Here is a 23,508-nt window from a genome sequence, read left to right on the forward strand (position 1 = left end):
CATACGAAAGTATAAATAATCAAGAAACTACCTTCTCTTCCTTGAATTTACAAAGGTATTGACTTGAAATATTTTACACAATTAAAAATTAACACTAAATTAATATTTCACTAAAAAGAGCCCTATAAAATAAATTATCAACTGTTATTTAACACATTATCATAAATTATTAGTATTTTTTTCAAAAAAAATTGAAGATTTTGAAATTTTTTTAACCTGAATTTTTTATTTATTACTCATTTTTTCTATATTTGAAAGAAATAAGCTAATTAATTCAATTAATCAACAACAAAGAAGTGCATAAAAAACGTTTTAAACAGTTAATTTTATCTATTGTTTGAAATAATTATAAATAATAAAGTTAAAAGCAATAAAAGATTTAGATAAAAGATTCAAGTAAAAGGAGGATTGTAATGTGGTAACCGAATGCATTGTTCTTTAGAAATTCCATAAAATTGTGATTGAGCTCATAAGCTTCATATCTTCCCTTTCCTGATCTTTATGATAATTTTTTTCATGTCCATTAAAAAAGTCCTATTATTAATGTTATATAAAGAAATACACATAGGTGAGTTTATCAAAGAAAGAGTTGAGGAACAAGAAGTCACCACCGAAAGGATCTGTAATTTCCTCAACGAAGATGAAAAGTTCCTCGAAGAAGTCTATAACAGTAAGTCTCTGGATTCCGAAATCCTTTTACGATTCTGTAAATTACTGGAGTATGATTTTTTCAGGCTTTACAGCTCTCATCTTATTTTATATTCTCCACCTTCCGCTGTCAACAAAAAAGTTCAAAAATCTGAAAAGATCCCTTATTTCAGAAAGAATATTTACACCCAGGAAATTAAAGATTTTATCATTAAAAGAATTACCTCGGGAGAAATGACCTTACAGGATATTATTGATCAATATTCCATTCCCAAGAGTACACTTCACCGTTGGCTACAAAAGAAAAACACTGACCAGTAAACACAAATCCTATGCGCCCAAATTACACCAAAATCTACGAGGATCTTATTCGCCTCGAGTGTCCTGAAAAACTCACAGAACCGACAATAAAGAAACAGCTTCAGAACCTGAATACTTGTGAAGATATCCTTAACTTCAATGAAAAAATATTCAAGCAGTCCAAACAAAGCTTAAAAGATAATCAGAAATTAAAAACCTACGACCGCAAAACGATGCTTAAACTTTTACAATACCAAAAGCAGCACGGGTTTTCCACCAACTATATGTCTAAAAAGTATAAAATCAGCAGGACTACTCTCACCAAATGGCGAAAAACATTTGGTGAGGAAATATAAATAAAAACGCCTGTACATATTACAGGCGTTTTATTTTTTCACATCATAAAATTATTTTTTCAGAACGTCTTTAATTCCTTCCAATCCCTCACTGAATTGAGAAAGCAATGCTATGACCTGTGCCATTCTATCATTATCCCCCAGCCCTTTCATCATTTTATTTTTAATAAAAGTCTTTTTAATCTCCTCCCAACGGGATGCTTCTTCCCCGGAAATAATTCCCATCAATTCTTTAAGCTTAAGCATATTCGCTTCCGAATCCGTAGCCAGCGTCTGAGACTCGTTCTGATAATGGTTCAAAACAATCTGGGTAACTTCCTCCTCTTTTAAAATAGGCTGGATCTGGGAAATCAGTTTATTCATATTCCTGTAGGACCCCTGTAATTTGAAAGGCGGTTCATTTCTGTAATCATCAGCCATAGCGGCAGAAGCAATATACTGCCTGTTGACTTTCAGAACGGTATCTCTCATTTTAATGGTATTCTCCAGCACTTTCCGGAAATCGGAAATTTCGTTTGAACTTAAGTTTCCGATCAGGTCCACAGTAGGATTATCTGCTAATATGCTATCATAAAGCCTGTACAGATTCTCCATTGAAGGCTGCGTCAATCTGCTCAGATAATCATTAGACATAAGGGCATTTTCAATTAAGCTCAGGTCAAAAAGTTCCGTTTTACTTCCTGAAATTTCCCCTAAATTGTAAGTATCCGAACGGTTGGCAAGCATATCCGGAATTTTAAATTTTTCTCCGTTTTCCGTATAAGGATTCCCTGCCATTACCAGGCAGAAACGCTTTGACCGCAGATCATAGGTTTTACTTTCGCCGTTATAGACCCCTTCTATTTTCCTTTGTCCATCTGCCAGAGAAATGAATTTCTGTAAAAATTCCGGGTTGCAATGCTGAATATCATCCAGATACAACATTACATTATCTCCCATCTCCAGTGCCAGATTCAGTTTTTCCAATTCCTGTCTTGCCCCTGCATTCTTCGCTTCAGCCGGATCTGTTGAAAGAATATCATGTCCTATGGAAGGACCGTTTATTTTCATAAATATAAGTCCCATCCTGTTTGCCATATATTCCATCAGGGTAGTTTTACCATATCCCGGCGGCGAAACGAGGAGCAGCATTCCCATCCTGTCAGTTCTTTTATCTGTGCCCACGGTTCCTAACTGCTTAGCCAGGTTAGCCCCGATTAATGGAAAATAGACATCATTAATTAGTTTATTCCGAACAAACGAGCTTAAAACCTGAGATTGGAAAGATTCCAGTTTCAAAGCTTTTTTCTTATCATTTACCCATGATGATTTCAATTCCTGAAGTTGTTTATACTTTGGAACCACGGTATGGGTAAAATATCCTAAACGGGAAGTAAATTCATAATAATTAAGATGATATTCCGAGTCCTTTTCCAGAGATTTCAATTCTTTTAAAATTACCTCATAGCTAACATGGTGAATATTCTTCGGATTAAAACTTCCTGTTATCAGCAACGCCACCACTTCTTCCCTGAAGTCTTCACCAGCTTGCTCATCTCCTGCAAAAGCCTGCAAAGCACTCCCTGCAATTGAATAACTGGCAGACGGAAACTGATATAGAGCCATCAGCTGATCTGCAAATTCAAGTTCTTTACCCTGATCTTTTAGATGACCGGTAAATGATTCGTATAAACTTGCTGCCTTTTCAGAGATCATCCCCTCATTTTTATTTTCCCGTTTCAGATATACTGCCGCATTATAAAAATCCACTCCGGTCAATATATTATTCCGTAATGCAAAATCTTTGATATCGGCGGCCACTTCTTCATTGAGACGTACAAATCCTTTTTTAATGGTAAAAGATTGTGAAATCAATGCAGCAGCATCAAACTGTTTAGTGTAATAAGCCTTCTTTTCTTCGTTTAAAAAATACCAGAAAAGTTGTGCTACGGCCCGTTCTTTCGGTGTAAACTGCATGAGACCGAGCTCATTATACATCTGCTGGAGCTTCGTTACCAAAACAAGGGCATCTACATCGTGAATTCCTTTTACAAGCCCTTCTCCAAAATGTTCTGCCATAAACTTCTGAATGGCATTTTGATTATGTTCTTCCGTTGCTATTTCTTTATGGACGGCAAACACATTCCAGGCAAGGTATTCAAATCTCTTTACCTTACTGTTTTCGGAAATATATTCCTGGTTCCACACCTCTTTAAAGGAATCTATAGCTTCAAAATTCAGCGGTTCATAAAAGCCTGTTCCGGTAAGGTGGTAATAATACTGCGCATTTCTTACAACCAATGTAAGATCCAGTTTTTGTTGGTTTACAGCAAATTTATAATCACCTAATGCAATGATGTGGTCGCCATCTGCATAAATTTCTTTTTTATCTTTCAGTTTTCGGACAGCTTCCTGCTGGGAGGTTTTCAGTAAAGTCTGAATTTCTTCCGATTTGGCAGAGTCCTCCAGCTCCATGAGCTGCCTGGACAGATCCCTCACCTTTTCCACCATCAGGTCGGTAGCAAAATATCCGTTGATCTCATTTTCAGAGTCAAAAGATTCCGTTTTGGTATGTACCGATTTTAAAATCCGCTGAGCAGAGTCAAATAAATTCTGGGTTCTTTTATTTCTTGCTTCGGTCAGCTGGACTCTTCTATTCTGGAAATGCCCATATACTTCTTCCCTCTTTTCTCCGATGGTCTGAATAAATTCTTCAAAATCCACAAACTTGGTTTCCATCTCTTCCAGCTGAATGGAAAGCTTAGTAAGGTATTCATCACATTTTTCCGGGGTCTGGGATAATTCCAGAAGATTGATCACGGATTGATCAAATAAAGTCATCTGAGCCTGAAAATCCGCAGAAAGTTCTTTACCCGAAATTTCTCTTTTACGCTTGGAAAGCTCTAAGCGCTCCTGATTTAGCCGGGCAAATATCAGAGAAATATTTTCAATGATCTGAGTGGATTGTGAGGTATCTTCTATCTTAAGGTTATTAACGATATCCACCAAGAGTTCAAGATGTTCCGAAAGCGTATTGATCTCCTCTTCTATTGTTTTGGCATCAATCGCTTTATTCAGATTAATGATCTGCTCTGAAATTGTTTCTGCTTTTTGCTGATAAGGCTGTAAGGCGTCATCCTGCAACAGAAAGGACACACATGCATTGGAAAGCTCTTCTGAGCGATCAGCCAGTGATTTTTCCATGGAATCCAGTACGGAGACATCCACATATTTGAGATCCTTTGCTCCTGTAATTTCTCCGCGTAAGGCCCTGATACGGGAAAGCATATCAATGTATACCGTCAGCTCCGAGAAATGAATCCTTTTGGTATCGTTTAGAATCTGCTCACAATCGGATTTAATTTTATCTACAGCTTCAGCGGTATTTTTTCTCTGCTCTACTACTTTTTCATATTCGTTAATGGCTGAATGGGCAATTTTCCGGATTTCCTTTAAAGGCTGATCCAGTTTCCGGACTTCTTCTTCACCCAGGAAATAATAGGCATCCAGAATAGTAGTGGAGAGCTTAACAATATCATCATACAGACTGCTGTAAGAATCTTTTTTATTTAATAATGTAATAAGTTCCTGGCTTTCGGCCATTACCCTTACAATATCTTTATTCCCGATTTTATAAAGCAGATTATCAGATTTTGTGACATCCGGCTGCAATTCCTTACTGTAAGGAGACTGCCAGATTTGAGCCAGATGATGTTTTGTAGTTTCCACACTTTCCCGCAGATAGATCAGTCTGCCATCTTTGAGCAGAGTAAAACCGCTGCACTTTATCGGTGTTTCAATGGTCTGGGTAATAATATTGTAGGATATCAGCTGATAATTATTGGTTTTATCATCATAAAATACATACATAAAGTTTTCCCCGTTGGGCTCCGATATCGTTTTTAGATAATGCAAACGGTTCTGATCCTGAGAAATCACCTTTAATCCTCCGGTTTGTAGAGCATATCCGTTTGAAAACAAAACCCCCTGACTTTCCGGAAGCAGTACGACTGAGTATTTTAAGGCATCTACCCTTGAAACTGTTTTTTCTTTATGGTTGTAGATAAAATAACGTTCCGACTCCTGATAAGGTCTTATTTTAAATAAAACAAGGTTATCAAGGTCACAGAAATGTATTTCGGCATCATCGAGATTCTGGTCTTTATGGACAACTTCTTCGGAATAAATTCCTTTTCCCGTATCGGTATTATCTTCCACCTTGATGGTAAGATCTCCACCTATGCTTTCTACAAAAACCTTATCTGCCAACGAAACATGGGGAAATTTCCCATTCCTTTGCATATCCCTGGTTGCTTTTGTCCATGTAAAGCCATGCTGAGGAGGATAAGTCACCTCTGACGCGCTGCGCGAGTCTACGTAGACCAGGCCGTCTTCTTTGATCAGCCATTTGAAAGCCTTGATATCCGAGGTGCTTTCAGAGAGCTGAAAGACCATATACAGATAGTTTTCAGTAAAATGAAAACGGGCAAAGAATGTATTTCTATAATATTTATAAAGGTTTTTAAATTCATCCACAAAGACCTCATCCTGAATCAGAGACAAATCCTGAGGCTCAAAGCGGTTATTATTAATTTTATATAAAGAGAAAACGTCTGCTACATTAATTTCCGTCTGCAATCCCAAGTGAGCATTAGAACCAAAGATCAGCAGGTCGTTGAAAGAAAAAATATCTTTCGCAACACAATTGTGATCCGTGGAAATCCGTTCATTGGCAATAAGTGAAAAATCAACTCCGCCGAAAATATTTTTACGGTTTTCATTAAGCTGATGCAACCTTTGAATCAGATCATTTTTCTGCTCATTCAGACGGTTCTGAATAATTTCGTATGTCCCTGAATTTAATTTTTCTTCTGACATAAATATGGTTTATGAGTTCTTTACCGGTGGGCCGGTAATTCCCCGTAATGTGTTAAAAAACTCTCAAAGAAGATCTTCACCTGACCTGAGGATCTCAGCCTGATTTTTTTCTGCAATGAGAGTTTTATATATTGTATTTTGAAGATCAATTCTTATTATTTCAATGGCTTACCTTCTATCCCGAGATGTCTGGCCATATCCATTGCTCTTTCCAAAATTCCTTTCTCCTGCTGGTTAGCAACTCCGTTCAGCTTAAGGATCAGTCCGGCAATGCTCATATTTTTAATATCTTCTGAGGAAATATTATATTTATCTACCATTCCGGTTACCTTATCGATCAGGTTTTCACCATCTCCCAATAAATTTTCTTTTATGATACTGGCATTTTCGCTATGGCTGATAAATTTATCAAGTCCTTTTCCTGCTGACACCTGACGGATCACATTATCAAAGAATGTATTATCTCCTCCGACGATATCAATTTTTGCAGATTTAAAGGCTTCCGCCAATACGCCTGCCTGAGCCTGAGCGATGTCTTTCTGAATGGAGATCTGTGCCAATTCCACTTCTTTTTCTTTGGCTAATTGCAGACGGAATTCTTCGTGGTCTTTTCCTGCATCATTTAGTTTCTTCATAGCTTCTGCTTTTTCAGTAATTCCCGCTGCTTCCGCCAATGCTTTTTCTTTGATCACTTCGGCTTGGGCAATTCCTTCTTTTTTAACGGCATCTGCTTTTTTCTCAATAACAACCGCTTCTACAATTCCCTGTCTTTCCGCAGCATCCGCTTTAGCCTGCATTACCTGAGCTTCGGATAATCCTACGGTAGCTTCTTCTTTCGCTTTGGCATCTGCAATGATCTTACGGGCTTCAGCTTCTCTTTCTGCGGCATCTCTTTTAGCCTGTGCTTCAATTACATATTTCTGAGCATCTTTCTCTGCTGCCAGTTTACGGGCTTCAGCAGCTTTCGTCTCTTCGATTAATTTTTTCTCCGCTTCCTGGGTAGCCATGGTAATTTCCACCTGCTTATTTCTTTCTGCCGTTTTGAAGGCTTCCAGATCTTTGATTCCCTGCTGCTCTTCCACCACAGTTTTTTCCATGGTTAAACGCTCACGGATCGCATCCTGAATGCTTTTCTTTTCCAATTCTATTGCTTTCTCTTTTTCAATCTGAGCAAGCGCTACAATTCTCTCTCTTTCTGTTGCTTCCAACGCTTTGTCTTTTTCCACTCTTTCCGTTTCCACAAGATCAGCGCGTTCTTTATTTTTGGCAGCAATGACTACCTGACGTAATTTATTTTCTTCTGCAATCTGCAGTTTTTCTTCGGTAGCAATGCGCACCGTTTCATATTTAAGACGCTCTTCTTCTTCTACTTTTAATATTTCTGCATTTTCACGCGCCTTGATATTAGCTACTTCTCTTTTTTGAGATTCTTCTTTTTCCGCTAATTGTTTTTCCAGTTCCAGGATCGCTTCCCGGGCTTCCACGTTCTGCTTGGTGATCGTTTTTTCTTCATCCCTGCGAACCTGATTAGCTTTGATATTTTGTGTTGCCGTAAGTTCGGTGATCTTTTTGATCCCTTCCGAGTCTAAGATATTATCTTTATCCAGGCTGTTGATAGAAGTCTGCTCCAGATAATCGATGGCGCAATCATCCAGCACATAGCCATTCAGGTCCGTTCCGATGATATCAAGGATTTCCTGACGGAATTCGCTTCTTGCTTCATACAGTTCCGTGAAGTCAAATTTCTTTCCTACCGTTTTTAAGGCTTCTGAAAATTTAGCTTCAAATAATTCTCTTAATGTGTGGGTATCGGATGCTCTCTGACATCCAATCGTCTGTCCTACATTAATGATATCATCTACTGATTTATTAACCCTGATAAAGAATGCCACCTGGATATCAGCCCTCATATTATCTTTACAGATCAAGCCCGCTTTTCCTTCTCTTGCTATTTCGAGTTTTTTCACTGAAATATCCATCGATTCCATCCGGTGTATAATCGGGATGACAATCCCTGCATTAAAAAAGACTTTGGTCCCTCCATAGCCTGTTCTCAGAATAACAATTCCCTGAACCGTTTTTTTGTACATGGATAAAATCCAGAAAATAAGTCCAACGGATGCTATTACTGCAACAACAATCCCAACAATTAAAGGTATATTCATAATTCTAACAGTTTATTAATTAATGTGTTTTTAAAGTAAGGTCAAAAAAATATTTAAAATATAGTGAAGCACAATCATAAAGATAAAAAGCATCTTATTTAATTTAGAGTTGAAGTATTTGTTCTACGTAGTAAATCCTTTTTTCGGGATCTTCATCTACAATCATTACATACATCCCATAATCCAGCGGCTTACCTTCTTTACTTCTCACCATCAGCGTCATAGGATCACTTCCGATAAAAACTTCCATACTTCCTATCTTTTCGCCATGTATACTGGATTTGAGTTTTCCTTCCCTGCCCAGAAAGTCATGCGGTTTCTCACCTTTATGGTTAATTTCCCTAAAGAACGGAACCAATGGCTTCAGCATAACTTTCGTTAAAAACAGGCTTATCACAAGCAAAGGAACAACCGCCAGTGCCGCCAGCCATACCGGCAGAGGGATAAAGGCATTGAGGTACACAGAACCCAGCCAGGTCAACAGGAGCGTGAGGGTCAGAAAATAAGTCAGCGGAACAATATCCAGATTCAGAAATTTCAGAAACTGCGCCCAGGCCGAGGGATCGTGAGAGACATGCACATGCCCATCCGGCGCATCCATATCCACATCTATGTCTGTATCCGTGTCTATCCCCACATCGATATCCAACCCCGTAAGCATTGTAAATATCCAGTAAATAACAGACAGGATAAGCAGTACGCTCAATACTGTATTTACCGGTGAAAACGCATTATGTATAAATTCCTGAAAGGTCATCTTTTACCCTTTTTTAATTGATTCTTTTAATTTCTGTAAAGCATCTTCCGCTTCCGTATCACCATTCTTTACAATAGCATCGATCTCTTCATCAACCGATTTTCCTGCATGGGCAATATCAAGATAGGCTTCAGCCATAGCTTCCTGCTGCATTACCCTGTCTTTAAGCTTTTCCAGCATATGAACGGTACTCCCGGTATCAATCTGCGTCATTTTTTTATTGATATCTTTTGTAGCTTCACTTACCTGAACTCTTGCTTTGAGAGTTTTCAATTCATTTTCCCATTTAGAAATGCTTGATTTCAGCTGGTTGATATTTCCCTGCATTTTTTCGCATTCCTCCTGGAGTTTTTCGTGCTCTTTTTTCAGTGACAACGCATTTTCCTGGGAAGAAGCCTGTTTTTTCAGCGCTTCTTTTGCTAAACGATCCGCCTCCGTCACTTCCACTTCTCCTTTTTCCGCTTTCTGTACTAAAATAATCGCTTTATTATAATAGTCTTTTGCCGTCTGATCTTCTGTTTCCGACTCATTCTTCTTACGGATAGACAGGGCTTTTAACTGCGCTAAAGCTTCTACGCTTTTAGCTAATTGTTCTTTCATATCCCTGATTCCCTGTTCGGTTAATTTTATCGGGTCTTCAAATCCTTCGATCGCCGAGTGTATTTCAGCTTTTCCTATATTTAATAATCTTTTAAAAATGTTCATTTCAATATTTTTTAATGGTATTATTTACTCATCTCTATCATTTCATTAGTAAATTCTCCTACAAGAATTCCCAGCGAGTTCACCGAAGCCATCACTTCACTCTGAACCATACTGTCCGTAAACAGGGTATCTCTGAAGATCACCCGCTTACCCGTACTGTCTAATACAAATGCTCCGTGAACGATGTCCCTGTTTTTCTGCAGCAATGTTTTATATATTTTTTCGGTTGGATTTTGTATTTCAAAAAGAAACTGTTCCATTATTAATATGGAATCGGAAACTATAAGAATCATATTTTTTATTCCGTTAGATTCTTTTTCAATGATTAAGATCCTCTGAGCTTCATCTTCAAATGTGATATTAAACTCATAATCTAACAACCATCCTTTAACCGTTCTAAACATCTGATTTTTCATGACCGTTGTTTTTATTTTTCAAAATTTCATACACCAAATATACATTAATTTTTTCAAATTGCAAATATTTTTAGCAATAATTATTTTAATTTATCCTATATTTGCAAAAAGGATTAGAACTTATGAGCTTTTTCGGGACTAATATTAAAAAGATAAGACAGATTAAAGGGCTGAGCCAAAAGGCATTTGCAGATTTATTTGACTTAAACAGAGGGGTTATAAGTGCTTATGAGGAGGGGCGTGCCGAACCGAAAATTGAAACTTTATTAAAAGTAGCCCATTATTTTGAACTGGATCTCGACAAATTTTTAACGGAAACGCTGCAGGTGAACCAGTTAGTAAGCCGCTCTGATATAGATCAGCTTATGTTTACTACGGATCATCAGCAGAAAAAAAAGGATAATAGCATCACTATTTCTCCAGATAATGATATTATTATGCAAAAAATATTAGCAAAAACCGATCTTCTCTACGAATTTAACACCAATTCCCATTTATTAAGTCATTATAAAACCGGAGACATCCTTTTCCTGAATAAGGCTGATGCAAAGGAAAACAGTGAGACCTTAGTATTTATAGACAACCAGAACAACCTGCAATACGCTTCTGCCCTTTCCTCTAAAGATAAAAATAATACAACATTTTATAAAATTTCAGGTTTTGTTTCGATTGGGCATACCAATATCCTCACGGATATTCTGGAAAGGATAGAAAAACTGGAGGGTAAATAAATAGGGACCGACAGTACCAATAAAAAAAGCAAGTTCTCAATGAACCTGCTTATATAGTATAGTCATCAGTTATTTTGCAAAAATTTCTTTTAACTGTGAAACAATATTACTGTTTCCTGATACGGTGATATCTCCGATTTTATCGGCAATCTTCTCCATATATTCCATCTCTTTAAGCTTCCACAACACTTCATTTTCTTCCATCAGCTTAGCGGTATTCAGGAGACTTCTGGTAGAGGCTGTTTCTTCACGACGCATAATCGTGTTGGCCTGGGCTTTTTTCTCGGCTATCAAAACCTGATTCATGATATCTTTCATCTCTCCGGTTAAGATCACATCTCTGATTCCGGCATCTGATACCTTTAATCCTAAATCATCAGCTTTGTTATCCAGAATTTCTTTTCCTACGGTATCTTTTTTCTGTAAGAGCTCATCGAGAGACAAAGCTCCTACAAATTCACGTAACGCCAACTGCATCAGAATGTACAATTGCTTATCAAATTCTTTATTATACATCAAAGCCTTCACTATATCTTCTACCTGATAGCGCACATAGAAATTGATACGAAGCATTGCTTTATCTTTTGTTAACAGCTCCTGTCCTGCAATTTCCATTTGTTGCATACGGGTATCAATGCTTTTCATCTCTACAGAAATTTCGTTATTCCAGAAATAGTAAGTTCCTGCATCCAGCACTTTAACTAATTTCCCGTCGATAAGTAATAATCCTTTATACTGATTGGTAACCACAAACTTTCTTATGAAGTTTCTCAATTTCAGATTTTCAAGGATAGTCTTGGAAACCTTTTCGGTAATTTCCACTTTTGTCAAGTCGATTTTCTGAAATTCACGGTTCAAAATTCCTTTCCAGAAAGCATACTGTCCTACGCTTAATACTTCTCTGAAAATACCATTTTCATACATGAGGACCATTTCTCCGTCTTTTACTTCAATCACTTCCAATAGCTCATTCAATCCTTCATTTTTCAATAAAAGATGTAAATCTTCCGAAGTTTTGAACTGCTCCTTCATTTCATGGATCTCTACTTTTTTATTTCCGAAGATCCAGTAATTTCCTTCTTTCAAAATTTCTGTCAGGTTTCGGTTTTTATATACCAAACCTACCTGATAAGCTTTAATTTGTATATTTTTTAACATCATATATTTTTTTAAGGATTATACATTTAAATAAAAAAGGAAAACCGGCATTTCTTCTTTCAAAAAGCAACGGAAGAAAAAGTCTTCTATCTATTTTTATTCTTTTATAAAAACTGTTGTCAAGGTTGCCTGTCCATTAGGATCATCAATATGATCAGTCGATTTCATCTACCGACATCTTTTATTGCTGATCTTTCATTTCAGAAGCCACTTCAAACAGAATTCATTTCAGAATTTCATTGGATAAAGGGGTCTTTTTCTTACAGGTTTTTTTCAAAATCCGGATTAAACCGATGAAAAAATCCCGTTTTCCTTTCCGAGATATTTTTTAATGAGAAATATCAAACTCGGCAAATAGATTTTGAGTCTATTTCAAAGAAAACTACATTCAAAGTGCAGTGCGTAGACCATTCCGCCATACCAATCGAATTGGCAGTGGGATTCGAACCCACACATCTTAAAACTATTACTCTAACCTCTGAGCTATATCCCCGTTTTGGAGATAGAAGGATTCGAACCTTCGACACATAGTGATGAAGTTTTATGGATAACTTCCAAAACCTTCAGATCAAGCTGAACAGAATAATCTCATATTTCTCAATAAGACTTTCTGCAATAGTGATATACTGAAACACTTAACATGACCTGTCTGATATTTTGACTAATGCTTCTATTGAAGCTTTAGCGTTCTTTCAATTTGATAATGCAAAGTAAAAATGCCAGTGCGCAATCTTTTTACGCAGACAGTTTTTATTTGAAAAAAACTTCTCCCAATTTTACCGCTGTAAGCACCAATGCAATATTTTTGCAATATTACGGGCATCATCCACTCCCCTGTGATGGGTTCCTTCCAAGGGATATTTTAATACTTCAAGAGCTTTTGCCATTCCTACACTTTTCCGGATAGGATGTAATTGCGCAAATAATGTTTTTACATTAATATGTTCATGGCTAAGCGGATAATCTACTCTAAATCTTCTGGTCTGACTCTGAAGCATTGTAAGATCATAATTGCCATAACTCGCCCAGGTGAGATTTTCAGAATCGTATTCTTCTCTCAGGATGTCCAACGCATCTTCTAATAAAATACCTTCTTCATCAAGCAATTCCTGTGTTATAGAAGTAAGTTCCGTACAGAAAGGGCTTACTCTTGAATATTGAGGCTTAATTAAAATCCCTCTGTTTTTAGTGATCTTACCGGTTTTTATATCTAAAATACAAATCCCTATTTCTATGATCTCACTTTCCTGTCCTCGGGAAGTTCCTTTTTCCCAGCAGGTAGCTTCAAGATCAATTACTAATATAGTATCTGTTGTTTTCATTGTTTCAATTTTTTATAGTTTTGGGATTACACCATCATATCAGCACAATTAGAGCTCGCAAAAGCATAAGGTTTCGCTTTGAATACATAACCCATCCCCAGAATATATCCCATAGCATCTTTCAATGCTGAATTGGATTTAAATTCAGGATCTGTATTGATATCGGCGTGTACTTCCATTTCCACTTTATATTTATCAAGAACAGAACAAATGGCGTAAGCAATCTCTACGGATTTGTTCACTTCATTCAACATCCGTTCTTTAATACTGATACGCTGTATCTCCCTTTCTTTTCTGACAAAGGTAAACGCTCCTCTCCCCTCACGGATAAAGACTACTGCCGTAGCATAATTAATGGCATCTCCATATACATGGGAATCAGATCCCACACATACTTTTAGTTTATATCCATTAGTCCGTTCACGGATGATGGCATCTTCTACCAGCTTTATAATAGGCTGGTGAAAAATTTTTCCATTTAAATTCTGCCATACTTCTTGTTGCGTTTCCATTGTTGCGTATTTTTATGTTACATATATTTTCTTATGGGAGTAATTTCCTATTATTAATTAATTTTCTATTATTTTTCGGCACTATGGAAAGCCCTCAAACCAATACGAGAGACGGCCATATTACCGGAGATAGTGTTGATTCATTAGGATTCGAACCTAAACTATAAGAGTCAAAGTCTTATGTGCTGACCAGTTACACTATGAATCAGAGTAGGAGTCATTTAAAGTATAATCTATGCTATAAGCTAAATCACAACCTTTTAAAAGCGGATCAGAACCGAATTGAACGGTTACCTTCTGTTCTTCAAGCAGACGTGCACACCTTGTACACCACTGATCCTCATATTGTACAGAAAGAGGGATTTAAGAACCTAAACTAATTTGACCTGTCATTTATCCGTCATTTCTGTATAAAAAGAAAGTTTGTCCTAGTTATAAACCATGCCTGTTAGTTTTGTAAAGATCTTCTGCGCTTGACAAACTTTTCTTTTTATTCAAATGTGTGGAAGTGATAGGATTCGAACCGACTCAGCTATAAACAACAGATTTACAGTCTGCCCCGACTCTCCTCCTTCGGCGCACTTCCTTTAAGTAATTTTCTTTGTGGAGGAAATAAAGTTTGTCTATATTTTTTTGTTTGATATAAGAACTTCTACGCTCGACAAACTTTTATTTTTCTCCGGAACTAATCTCATTTAGTTATATTAGAGATGGTTATGGGATTGCTCATAACCATTTTTATTTTTTTTTGGAATTCGCGAATATTACATATTTCAAACCACTCAGCTTTCGCAACGGTTTTGCAGACCGCCCCGACTCTTCAACTTCGGCGAACCATCATATTGCCATTAAGCTACAAAATCATTGGTCTGGAAAGCAGGATTCGAACCTGCGACCTCCCGCGTCCAAGGCGGGTAAACAACCACCGTTATCTTTCCAGTTTACAGATCCACTTCAGATTTTCTTTTCCGAGAGACAGTCGGAGCCGAAATCATCCATGAATCTTTGCGGTCTATGCGAGAATCGAACTCGCAGTGCCCAAGAGACAGTCGGGCAGGTTAGCCATTACCTCAATAGACCGTTTTTTGTAATCCCAGAAGGAATTGAACCTTCAACCCCCGGTTTAAAAGACCGGTGCTCTAACCAATTGAGCTATGAGATTATATTGGGTTTCTTCGGGGATCGAACCCTGTTTTCCGGTGCCACAAACCGACGCTTTACCAAATAAGCTAAAGAAACCATAAAAAAAGCACCTCTTTTGGGAGATGCTGTATATATTTTGAACATGTAAAGTCCTGAGAGACCTACCTATATAAGCACCTTTTATCCACAAAATCACTATTAAGAGTACAATACCATTGCTTCGGCTGTAATCCTGAACAGAGTGGGCATATGTGATGTAATTGTTTCATTTTATTTTTTTTAAATATTTTATGAATGCTGAAAACCTGTTGCTTTCAATTTTCGGTGCAAAGTAAAGACGATTTTTTTTAACTCACAAATAAATTTCAATCACAACATATTGATAATCAATTATTTAAACATAAAATTTAGAGATAGAAACTCCTGTCCGCTATATTATGCAGATTTCAAAAATACCTAAATGACTGTCTCTCATTGGTTTGTCTATCACTCTATTTTATCGTATTAAGGTTACATGTTGAATTGAATTTTTTTCAATTTTTTATTTATTTTTTTTCATTCTAAATAATTTCCTCTTAAAAACACAAAAAACGTCTCGATTTCCCGAGACGTTTTAGCCATATTTTGGTTTATTTTTTACTGATTTACCGTAAACTATTTCCAAAGCAAGCACATTCCGCCTCATTCCATATCGTATTATCATACCCAAACACTCCCTCTATTGACGGGCATTTACATAGGTTTACATTGATATGTGCTCTTTGTATTGTCATAATTTTACTGGTGCAAAGATAGAACTTTTTTATTTTTTAATTCCTGAACATTTTATTTCTTCCTGTCCTGAACCTTGATATATCTTTTAAAATAACCTCATCCTGAGGGTTAAAATATTTCAGTTCATTAACAATATCCGAACGGGTATTCACTTTCTCCGCAATGATTTCATAAGCGATGTTTCTTGTTATGGATTCTAATTCGGGATCTTTTCTGAACTCATATTTCATTGCTTCGAGATAGACTACTTTTTTATCGGATGGCAGGTTCTTGTACAATTTTGTAATTTCATTTTTCAGCCGGCTGATATCCGAAATATTAGCAAAGTAATTATTGAGACAATTAAATGCATCTTTATTTTCCTCCCAACCCTTCAGCAGGATTTTCTGGGCTTCTTCGGGTAGCTCCATTTTTTTGCGATACATAAGTGATGCCTTTAAAATCTGGTTATTGCTGAGGTAGTCATCGGCAACCATTTTATAGTAAGTGTGGGCATTCTCTATATCATTCATCTTTTTATAAAGATCTCCTACTCTTTCCTTCTGCTCAAGTTCTTTATACAATTCAATAGCTTTTTTATATTGTTTGGCTTTTTCATAGCAGGCTGCCGCTTCGGATTTATTGCCCAGCTTTTTAAGATAAATCACTGCTGCCTCATTATAAAGTCCGCCGTCTTCCAGCGTCTTGGCTCCCCGATAGTTATCCTGAAGAAGATTGATATATACCTTAGCTGCTTTTCTATAATCTTTTTCGGCTATATATTTTTCAGCAAGCTCTTCATAATGGTTACGGATCCGGTCAAAAATAGAATTTTCCACATAAAAGTTTCCTCCTCTTCCTGATACTCCTTTTTTTCCTGAGTTCCTGTTTTTCTCTTTATCTTCTAAGGCAAGCACCACCAGAAGTATAATCACCGCAACAATGATAAAAATTCCCAATGTTCCCAACACACTCCAGAAGCTTTGATGAAAAAGCTGAGCCAATATCCCGATGATCTTAAGAAATACCAGGATAAAAAATGCTTTTATAAATTTATCTATAAACTTCTGCCTGTTATTCATCTTTATCGGATTTTAGAATAGTTTTATCTTCATTAAATAACCGGTAAAGAACAAGAATCACACATATGATCAGCAACCACACAAACCAGTTATATCCAAACATTTCTATTAATGGATAAAATAAATAAACCATCATTCCTACAAGGATAAGAATCAGAAACATTTTAATACCGTTAGGAACATTATTTCCTCCCGCGCTTAAAGGTTTCCTTCTTACAAAATAGGAATACAGACCTACACTTCCTATCATCATAAGCACCATCCAGATCATTTCCGAGAAGGTAATCTTTGAGGCTGACGGGCTTCCGGAGTCATTAACGATTCTGATATTGGAGTTCGAATCGGGTTCGAGAGGATCTGAAACAACGGGATCTATGGTTCCGTATAGATGTCCCAGCGAGTCTTCCAATAAAATTTGTTTTTGTCTCCAGACACTTTTTACAATTCCATTATTAACGGGCTGATGAGGATTAGCTTTCTTAAGCGAATCCGAAATACCTCGAAGTATTCTTCCGGAATTTGCTTTTATATGGTCAGCTATTTTTTCTTTATATATTCCTTTGAGCGAGTCCCTGCTTTTGGATTCCCTGGTTTTAAATTTCTGTATATCCTGTGTAAGTTCAGATATATTTTTAGCATTCAATTCTTTGGAAATAGTCTGATGGTACTCATGGAGCAGTGTCTTTCTTTCATTCCCGTATAAAGAATCGATTTTTATATCAATTTCGGTAATTCCGGACTCAAAAGCCAGAACAGGAGGGTTCTTTCTAAGTTCCTCCTGAGAGATCACCTTTCCTGAAGATTGTAGTGACGTATTCTTTTGGGAAGATTCTTTTTCATCAAAGCCGAACACAGCCCTCCCTATAATGATCAGAACCCAAAAAGCCAGTAATACCCACCGGTAATCTCTGGATCCTAAAACCGAGCGTCCGTTCTTTCTGCCAAATAGCTTTCCCCACCAGGCACTCTCTCCGAATTTGAAGTTCCCATAGCCATCTCCCCGGGAAGTTCCCAGTGTATCTAAAGGAATACCCAGATCCACCGCCCTTTCAGGATATTTTTCTATATACTTCAAATATTTTTCTATCTCCCGGTTATTCCCCTGCAGTACTTTTTTCATATCGAAAGGCAGGTCCTTCATCCATTCTTCCCCGGCCTGTTTTTTTTGAAGTGCTGCCAAAATTTTCTCGTCGTCTATTTCTACCGTATAGGATTCTATCTTTTGTGGAATTTTCACTCCATTCAGAGGTTTCCTGATGTTAACATCCAATTTCTCAGAACCTTCAAGAAGTGCACCCCAGTCAATTGGCTCTGAAAGTTTTACCAATCCGAAATCCGGATGCATAATCATTAATTCAGCATCGATATTCTGCCATTCTCCGGGATTCATTTTAGGATAATAGACCGTATTTTCCGGAATGAACATTTTATTCTCTACGCATTGGAAAATAGGATTTTTTCCTACTTCATAAGATGTTTTATCCATGATTATGAAGCAGCCGTACAGAACATCAGGCTCTTTGGATGGAATTGCAAACGATCTTACCTTATCCAGCTCAATACCCAGAAAATCCATTTCCTCAAACCAAATGAAAGGAGAGGAACCTTTTATTAAAAGTCCCTTACGTGGATAGGTATTTTTCGGAAAAGGCTTAATTCTGAACTCCATATTCTATAATTTGTTCAATAAATTTCTTTAAATATTCCGAGTACATATCTTCCATTTTCCTGACCTTCAATAAAGTTGTTTCCGGAAGATAGTATTCCGAACCGCCAAATTCCGTCTGTGTAGCCAGTGACAGAAAGCCATATTCCGTGGAAGGGATATAGAATACAGGAATATTTTTGTTACTACTTTTAAAGGTCAGCATTCCCCGTGTATCAGTGATTATTTCGCTGTCTTCGGAAAAAGTGAACTTATTTTTATCCTGTTCTGCAAGTATTTTAATTTCATATTTGTTTTTGTACAGAGTAATGGAATGGTCATAAACTTGAGTTAATTCATTTTGGGCTATAACAAGATTGTTTTCCGAATTAATTCCAATCCTGCTGATATTACTCAAAATCTTAATTCCGCTATTGGCAAGCCTGCCAATCTCCGTCTCTACTTTCACTACGTTTTTATCAATTTCCTCATCATGGCCCACGGATTCGATGGAAACAATTCCTTCAATATTGATCTTAAAGATGGAAGGAAATTGGGATTGATGAAGGTAAAAGCTTTTATCAAAATAAATTAGTCTGAAGTTCAGCGGTATATTATATCCGGTAACATTCAGCTCTGAATATTCATTAGTATTAAGATTAAGTTTGGAAAGAAGCTTTTTATCCGGTTGATACTGACACAGAATATAATCCTGCTTTTTATTTCTTGCCAGAATAAACTGCCCTCTCGGCTTAACGGAAATATCTTCAAAAAGCACTTCACTTCCCCGATGGGTTTTATAATGATCGAAATAGTTCTTATTGTAATAGTTATCCGACAGGTAGGTCCTTAAGAGTTGTTTCTTCGTACTCAGAATAAAAAATTCTCCTTCATATAAAAAGGTTGAAATTCTATTAACCGGAGTAGGAAATAGTATCGGATAGTTTTGGGGTACCGGTATTTTTTTTCTGCCGGGAGATGTTCTTTTTCTTTTTTCCTGTACCCGTCTTGGCGGATGGGCCCACAGCTCTGCCAAAGGGAGTATTATTTTCTGTAAATGCTTACGGGTTCCCTTATTGTATTTGTAAACATTGAGTTCTCCTTCTACCGATGTGGTAATTATAAATTTGAGACGATCCCTGTTTTCCTGGATGACTTTCTTTAGGTTATTATTTTCTAAATTCTCTTCCTGCGTGATAAAAAATACTTCCAGATCTTTTTCCGTACGTTCTGTAAAAAATCTTTCAAGGGTACCGGAAACGTCTAAAACCGGGCTCACCTGATTCAACTGGTGAACAATATCGGGAACGTTATTTAAATGCATGGGTATAATATCCTGCCCTACTGCAAAAACTTTAGATTCGGCATTCGCTTTAGGGTGGCTGATAATGGCTATTGCGGATGCAAAGCCCAATACTTTGGGAGTTCCCCAATTTTTGAGGGAGGTATCTATCAGAATAGCACGTTCAAAAATATTTTCTTCAGGCGGTATTTCACGCTGGATGTACAAAGCTTCATTATTAGCAATCCGGCTCATAAACAGGTCATCCTCATTCGCAAACTCCGATAAGAGCATTCGGTGTAATTCTCCTTTATTGGTCATGTCGGAAATTCCTCCGACAGGCTGCTCTCCGGGAGAAAGATGCCGCATAGGAATTTTCAATCCGCTCCATATTCTTTTAATCAGGCTTCCCACCTGAAAAGTTTTAGGATTTTCAATCAATTCCTGAATAAAGTCTTTATCTGTTTCTACTGTAATCTCTTCTTCCACTACTGCATCCTCAAGCTCAAGCTCAGGCTCAGGGGCAAAACCTTTTATGGCTTCTATTATAGCTTCCGTACTGGGAAATTTCTGATGCAGCAGGGCCAGTGTTTTGATATCCTTTATGACAATACTTTTGGGAAGTTCCTTTTTAATGGCACATTCCGCAAGTTTATATGGTCTTTTTGCCAGTTTTAATAGAATCATTTCTGCATTTCCTTCTGATATCAGATTATGACTGTTTTTAAAAAGTGTCTGCAAGAGAATAATCTTATTGGTTCCTTTTTTCATAAAGCTTCCCAGACCCTTTAAGTTTTCCAGTAATTTGATAGCGGCTTCTACATCATCTTTAATATGGGATATAAGAATTTTTTCACTCTGTCTTTTAAGGTAATAAAAAACGCCGTCCAGCTTCAGGTAGCCATCCTGGATCGCATATAAAACTAAAAGTAGGGATCCCAGTGGCGGCAGTCCCTGGCTTTTCAGCTCTTTAAGTATTTCTATGATATAGGTTCTGTAAGCAATAACTCCTACATCCGGTATGGAAATAAAATTATTCTCATGGTATCCGGTTTCGTCATGGATATCTTCATCGGTATTCCATTCCCAAAAGTAATCTTCATAAGACTGAAAATATTCTCTTAATTCCATCCTTTGGCTTTTTCACTGAGACGAAATGAACTTACAGACAGTTTCCTGAAGTTTTCTTTAGGAATAGATATATATTCTCCTTCCCGGCTCCAAAGGATCCACCGGTCCGCATTTTTATTATATTTTTTCTGAAGAAGTAAACTGAGGTTCCTCCATTCAAAGTCTAATCCTGTGGGCAACAAATGTCCGTCCTTTTTCCAGTAGGTATTACCGGGCAGGCTTAGTAAGGGTTCACCAAGAAATAAAGCGTTGTCATCCAACAGGGTCCAGCTGATAAGATCAAGCTTGAAGCCCGGAATTGCAACAAGAATATTTTTTATTTCTTCCAGGGGGCTTAATAAAGCAAATGCAGGCTGTTCTTCTTCTGCCGTTTTGAGCTTTACTTTTACTTTTTCATGTATTCCAAAGTAATTCTGGTTGGAAAGGGGAAAATCTACCGGCAAGGCTTTATCAATAGGCGACCATAGAAGTGCTGTTCTTATTTTTTTGCTGGGAACCAATGCATTTTTTCTAAAGAGTAATCCTTCACGCAGCTCATATAATATAAAATCGGGCAATTGCCGTAATTCCGGAGAAGCAGCCTGCTCTTCCGTAAAGCCTTTAAGCCAGATCACTTCTTCATCTAAAGCAACCTGAATATTCTTCCAGTCCCTGACGGACCCTAAAAAATCCTCTCCGGCACGGGGAATTTCCGCCCAAAAAACTTTTATGCGCTTTGAAGAATTTTCTGCCATAAGCCTTCTATTTCTTTTTGAATATATTGTTTCTGTTCCTGATTCTTAATCCAGTCACAGCGGGTTTGCAGATACCTTAATTTATCTTTGATTACATTCTGTTCCTCAAAACTCAGGGTTCCACCCTCCCATTTTTCTACCAGTATTTTTACATCTTTCATAACTTCTTCCGCATTGGGGGCTTTGTTTTGTAAAGCCTGAGGATGGGATTGAGGGCTTTCATCTTTTTCGATGGTCCTGTTGATAATCCCTTCCAGTATTTCTATCTGCTCTTCCGTATCCCAGATATGTTTGAGTACCCAAAGATCGGAAGCAACAGCTTCTTTTCTTCCGCATATCAATGCACTGGCAGCAATAAGGTTCTGAAGTTTTACCGCTCTACGGTCCGATATCGCAATACCTGTATTTCTAAGGTTAATGATTGTATGGAGATAAATTTCATAAATGGGTTTTAAATCCACAGTTTTACAAAGAACCTGTAATTCACGGATTTCATCGGCACCGATTTCAGGTATTTCATTTTCATCTTGATTTTCCAGCTTACGTCCTGCCAAAAGCACCTGGTGAAGTAAATCCGGATTAACGTTTTCTACCATTATTCTTACGAGAAAACGATCGAAAAGAGCATTCAGGGCCTCATCTTCTGGAAGAACATTACTTGCTCCTACAAAGATCAACGCCGGAAGATGTTTGGTTTCTTTTCCTCTTTTAAAAATCTTTTCATTTAGAGCCATTAACAGGGAATTGAGGATAGAGGAATTGGCATTGAAAATCTCATCCAGAAATACCATTGATGCTTCAGGCATCATACCTTCCGTATTGGTTATCAATTCTCCGTCTTTCAGCTTCCGGATATCGAAAGGACCAAATATTTCATTGGGTTCCGTAAAGCGGGTTAACAGGTATTCAAAATTTTTACCGTTTTTAACTGTTTGGGACAGAGTCCTTACTATTGCTGATTTGGCAGTTCCGGGAGGTCCGTATAAAAAAGCATTTTCCCTTGCCAGCAGACAGATCCCCAATAGATCTACTACATCATCTTTCCCAACAAATGTATCTTTTACATATTTCAGAACCGTATTGAACTTGGTAATATTTTGTATCATTGATTATTTTCTTCATTAATAATTTTCAGCTCCCGCCAGAATATGTCTTTGTAAAGACCAAATTCCGCTATCAATAACTGATTGATGTAGGGAATCTCTGCCAGGCGGTAGGCTCTTTTGCTGACAATTCTTTCCAGATAAAGCTTTCTGTAGACAGCATCTTTCAGCTCTTCCTGCCAGTCTATATGTTGTAAATCCAGATCATATCCTATTCCCGAATAATGGAATTTCTGTAAAATGCTTTCCAGCATGCCTGCTAAAGGATCATTAGGATCTGTAATATATAATGCGGTGAGGATCTGAGGCAAAAACCTCAGCGATAAGTCTGCCGACAGCAAAGAAGGGATTTCCTTTTTTCCTTGGTATTCCGGGATCAGCTGCGGTAGCTTTTTATCTGTGTCATTCCTGATCAGGTACAGCTGTATGCTGTGATACAATATCTTGGCTGCCCAGATTCCACTTATCCTGTCATAGGTCAGTTTATCGGACAAAAACTCCAGTCTTTCTTTTTCAAACTCCGTTTCCAGATAGTCATTTACTTCCTCTTCTTCCTGAACAGACTGCTGCTGAATATCAGAAAAAACAGTAATGCGTTCCTCTTGCCGGAGCTGAAACAAAGTATCTAAAAATGGATTCTTTCTTGTCACCATCTAACAAAAATAAAACTTTTTAACTGGATGAGTAAGAGTAAAATACTATTAATAA

General features: G+C 37.3%; 17 protein-coding genes and 7 tRNA genes. 3 read left to right on the top strand and 21 right to left on the bottom strand.

The features are described from left to right. Nucleotides 1-543 precede the first annotated feature (543 nt). Together ABJ974_RS12900 and ABJ974_RS12905 are read left to right on the top strand one after the other, a co-directional pair. Nucleotides 544-969 (top strand): transposase, encoded by a 426-nt coding sequence (locus ABJ974_RS12900; protein WP_419868653.1) that lies wholly within the window; start codon nucleotides 544-546, stop codon nucleotides 967-969. Nucleotides 970-980: 11 nt separating this feature from the next. Then, nucleotides 981-1,304, top strand: coding sequence for a helix-turn-helix domain-containing protein (locus ABJ974_RS12905; RefSeq protein WP_419868654.1), 324 nt, complete (start codon nucleotides 981-983; stop codon nucleotides 1,302-1,304). A gap of 51 nt (nucleotides 1,305-1,355) precedes the next feature. On the opposite strand, the gene ABJ974_RS12910 is transcribed toward ABJ974_RS12905, so the two are convergent. The 5 genes from ABJ974_RS12910 to ABJ974_RS12930 form a co-directional block, all read right to left on the bottom strand. Continuing rightward, a complete protein-coding gene (locus tag ABJ974_RS12910) occupies nucleotides 1,356-6,161 on the bottom strand; it encodes a DNA repair ATPase (RefSeq protein WP_419868655.1) in 4,806 nt (1,601 codons plus the stop codon). 155 nt (nucleotides 6,162-6,316) lie between these two features. Further along, complete coding sequence (locus ABJ974_RS12915; protein ID WP_419868656.1) at nucleotides 6,317-8,326, bottom strand: flotillin family protein; 2,010 nt, start codon at nucleotides 8,324-8,326, stop codon at nucleotides 6,317-6,319. A gap of 103 nt (nucleotides 8,327-8,429) precedes the next feature. After that, nucleotides 8,430-9,083 (bottom strand): hypothetical protein, encoded by a 654-nt coding sequence (locus tag ABJ974_RS12920; RefSeq protein ID WP_419868657.1) that lies wholly within the window; start codon nucleotides 9,081-9,083, stop codon nucleotides 8,430-8,432. Nucleotides 9,084-9,086: 3 nt separating this feature from the next. Further along, nucleotides 9,087-9,788 carry a PspA/IM30 family protein gene (locus tag ABJ974_RS12925; RefSeq protein ID WP_419868658.1) on the bottom strand — a complete coding sequence of 234 codons (702 nt, stop codon included), beginning with the start codon at nucleotides 9,786-9,788 and terminating at the stop codon, nucleotides 9,087-9,089. Nucleotides 9,789-9,808: 20 nt separating this feature from the next. Beyond that, nucleotides 9,809-10,204: a YbjN domain-containing protein gene (locus ABJ974_RS12930; RefSeq protein WP_419868659.1), complete on the bottom strand. Its 396-nt coding sequence runs from the start codon at nucleotides 10,202-10,204 to the stop codon at nucleotides 9,809-9,811. 101 nt (nucleotides 10,205-10,305) lie between these two features. Here ABJ974_RS12930 and ABJ974_RS12935 point away from each other — a divergent pair, with 101 nt between their 5' ends. Then, on the top strand, nucleotides 10,306-10,935 hold the full coding sequence (locus ABJ974_RS12935) for a helix-turn-helix domain-containing protein (RefSeq protein WP_419868660.1): 630 nt from the start codon (nucleotides 10,306-10,308) through the stop codon (nucleotides 10,933-10,935). Nucleotides 10,936-11,004: 69 nt separating this feature from the next. Here ABJ974_RS12935 and ABJ974_RS12940 read toward each other — a convergent pair whose 3' ends face one another. From ABJ974_RS12940 to ABJ974_RS13015, 16 genes are all read right to left on the bottom strand, one after another. Beyond that, on the bottom strand, nucleotides 11,005-12,096 hold the full coding sequence (locus tag ABJ974_RS12940) for a slipin family protein (protein WP_419868661.1): 1,092 nt from the start codon (nucleotides 12,094-12,096) through the stop codon (nucleotides 11,005-11,007). Between the two features lie 773 nt (nucleotides 12,097-12,869). Beyond that, nucleotides 12,870-13,415, bottom strand: coding sequence for a 3'-5' exonuclease (locus ABJ974_RS12945; protein ID WP_419868662.1), 546 nt, complete (start codon nucleotides 13,413-13,415; stop codon nucleotides 12,870-12,872). A 26-nt stretch (nucleotides 13,416-13,441) separates the two neighbouring features. Then, nucleotides 13,442-13,927 carry a ribonuclease H-like YkuK family protein gene (locus ABJ974_RS12950; RefSeq protein WP_419868663.1) on the bottom strand — a complete coding sequence of 162 codons (486 nt, stop codon included), beginning with the start codon at nucleotides 13,925-13,927 and terminating at the stop codon, nucleotides 13,442-13,444. A 135-nt stretch (nucleotides 13,928-14,062) separates the two neighbouring features. Next, nucleotides 14,063-14,135: transfer RNA gene (locus ABJ974_RS12955), tRNA-Gln, on the bottom strand. Between the two features lie 59 nt (nucleotides 14,136-14,194). After that, nucleotides 14,195-14,267 (bottom strand) — tRNA-Phe (locus ABJ974_RS12960). A gap of 163 nt (nucleotides 14,268-14,430) precedes the next feature. Beyond that, a tRNA-Tyr gene (locus ABJ974_RS12965) sits at nucleotides 14,431-14,513 on the bottom strand. Between the two features lie 279 nt (nucleotides 14,514-14,792). Beyond that, nucleotides 14,793-14,867 (bottom strand) — tRNA-Pro (locus ABJ974_RS12970). 68 nt (nucleotides 14,868-14,935) lie between these two features. Next, nucleotides 14,936-15,007: transfer RNA gene (locus ABJ974_RS12975), tRNA-Asp, on the bottom strand. Nucleotides 15,008-15,015: 8 nt separating this feature from the next. Further along, nucleotides 15,016-15,089 (bottom strand) — tRNA-Lys (locus tag ABJ974_RS12980). A gap of 6 nt (nucleotides 15,090-15,095) precedes the next feature. Beyond that, a tRNA-His gene (locus ABJ974_RS12985) sits at nucleotides 15,096-15,166 on the bottom strand. A 713-nt stretch (nucleotides 15,167-15,879) separates the two neighbouring features. Continuing rightward, on the bottom strand, nucleotides 15,880-16,905 hold the full coding sequence (locus ABJ974_RS12990; RefSeq protein ID WP_419868664.1) for a hypothetical protein: 1,026 nt from the start codon (nucleotides 16,903-16,905) through the stop codon (nucleotides 15,880-15,882). Then, on the bottom strand, nucleotides 16,898-18,574 hold the full coding sequence (locus ABJ974_RS12995; RefSeq protein ID WP_419868665.1) for an APC family permease: 1,677 nt from the start codon (nucleotides 18,572-18,574) through the stop codon (nucleotides 16,898-16,900). The genes ABJ974_RS12990 and ABJ974_RS12995 overlap by 8 nt, the downstream gene beginning before the upstream one ends. Next, the gene (locus ABJ974_RS13000) at nucleotides 18,558-20,963 is read right to left on the bottom strand and encodes a hypothetical protein (protein ID WP_419868666.1); all 2,406 of its coding nucleotides are present in this window, start codon (nucleotides 20,961-20,963) and stop codon (nucleotides 18,558-18,560) included. The genes ABJ974_RS12995 and ABJ974_RS13000 overlap by 17 nt, the downstream gene beginning before the upstream one ends. Continuing rightward, on the bottom strand, nucleotides 20,954-21,697 hold the full coding sequence (locus tag ABJ974_RS13005; protein WP_419868667.1) for a hypothetical protein: 744 nt from the start codon (nucleotides 21,695-21,697) through the stop codon (nucleotides 20,954-20,956). The genes ABJ974_RS13000 and ABJ974_RS13005 overlap by 10 nt, the downstream gene beginning before the upstream one ends. After that, nucleotides 21,670-22,803, bottom strand: coding sequence for an AAA family ATPase (locus ABJ974_RS13010; RefSeq protein ID WP_419868668.1), 1,134 nt, complete (start codon nucleotides 22,801-22,803; stop codon nucleotides 21,670-21,672). Before ABJ974_RS13010 ends, ABJ974_RS13005 begins: the two co-directional genes overlap by 28 nt. Next, nucleotides 22,800-23,453: a hypothetical protein gene (locus ABJ974_RS13015; protein WP_419868669.1), complete on the bottom strand. Its 654-nt coding sequence runs from the start codon at nucleotides 23,451-23,453 to the stop codon at nucleotides 22,800-22,802. The genes ABJ974_RS13010 and ABJ974_RS13015 overlap by 4 nt, the downstream gene beginning before the upstream one ends. Nucleotides 23,454-23,508: the final 55 nt, after the last annotated feature.

The organism is Chryseobacterium sp. CT-SW4, from assembly GCF_048572715.1.
GTDB lineage: Bacteria > Bacteroidota > Bacteroidia > Flavobacteriales > Weeksellaceae > Chryseobacterium.

Bases quoted from the DNA above. Each gene is read 5' to 3' on its own strand.
- ABJ974_RS12920 (WP_419868657.1), bottom strand. From the start codon at position 9,083: ATGACCTTTCAGGAATTTATACATAATGCGTTTTCACCGGTAAATACA.
- ABJ974_RS13015 (WP_419868669.1), bottom strand. From the start codon at position 23,453: ATGGTGACAAGAAAGAATCCATTTTTAGATACTTTGTTTCAGCTCCGG.
- ABJ974_RS12990 (WP_419868664.1), bottom strand. From the start codon at position 16,905: ATGAATAACAGGCAGAAGTTTATAGATAAATTTATAAAAGCATTTTTT.
- ABJ974_RS12930 (WP_419868659.1), bottom strand. From the start codon at position 10,204: ATGAAAAATCAGATGTTTAGAACGGTTAAAGGATGGTTGTTAGATTAT.
- ABJ974_RS12915 (WP_419868656.1), bottom strand. From the start codon at position 8,326: ATGAATATACCTTTAATTGTTGGGATTGTTGTTGCAGTAATAGCATCC.
- ABJ974_RS12905 (WP_419868654.1), top strand. From the start codon at position 981: ATGCGCCCAAATTACACCAAAATCTACGAGGATCTTATTCGCCTCGAG.
- ABJ974_RS13005 (WP_419868667.1), bottom strand. From the start codon at position 21,697: ATGGCAGAAAATTCTTCAAAGCGCATAAAAGTTTTTTGGGCGGAAATT.
- ABJ974_RS12950 (WP_419868663.1), bottom strand. From the start codon at position 13,927: ATGGAAACGCAACAAGAAGTATGGCAGAATTTAAATGGAAAAATTTTT.
- ABJ974_RS12900 (WP_419868653.1), top strand. From the start codon at position 544: ATGTTATATAAAGAAATACACATAGGTGAGTTTATCAAAGAAAGAGTT.
- ABJ974_RS13010 (WP_419868668.1), bottom strand. From the start codon at position 22,803: ATGATACAAAATATTACCAAGTTCAATACGGTTCTGAAATATGTAAAA.
- ABJ974_RS12925 (WP_419868658.1), bottom strand. From the start codon at position 9,788: ATGAACATTTTTAAAAGATTATTAAATATAGGAAAAGCTGAAATACAC.
- ABJ974_RS13000 (WP_419868666.1), bottom strand. From the start codon at position 20,963: ATGGAATTAAGAGAATATTTTCAGTCTTATGAAGATTACTTTTGGGAA.
- ABJ974_RS12940 (WP_419868661.1), bottom strand. From the start codon at position 12,096: ATGATGTTAAAAAATATACAAATTAAAGCTTATCAGGTAGGTTTGGTA.
- ABJ974_RS12910 (WP_419868655.1), bottom strand. From the start codon at position 6,161: ATGTCAGAAGAAAAATTAAATTCAGGGACATACGAAATTATTCAGAAC.
- ABJ974_RS12945 (WP_419868662.1), bottom strand. From the start codon at position 13,415: ATGAAAACAACAGATACTATATTAGTAATTGATCTTGAAGCTACCTGC.
- ABJ974_RS12995 (WP_419868665.1), bottom strand. From the start codon at position 18,574: ATGGAGTTCAGAATTAAGCCTTTTCCGAAAAATACCTATCCACGTAAG.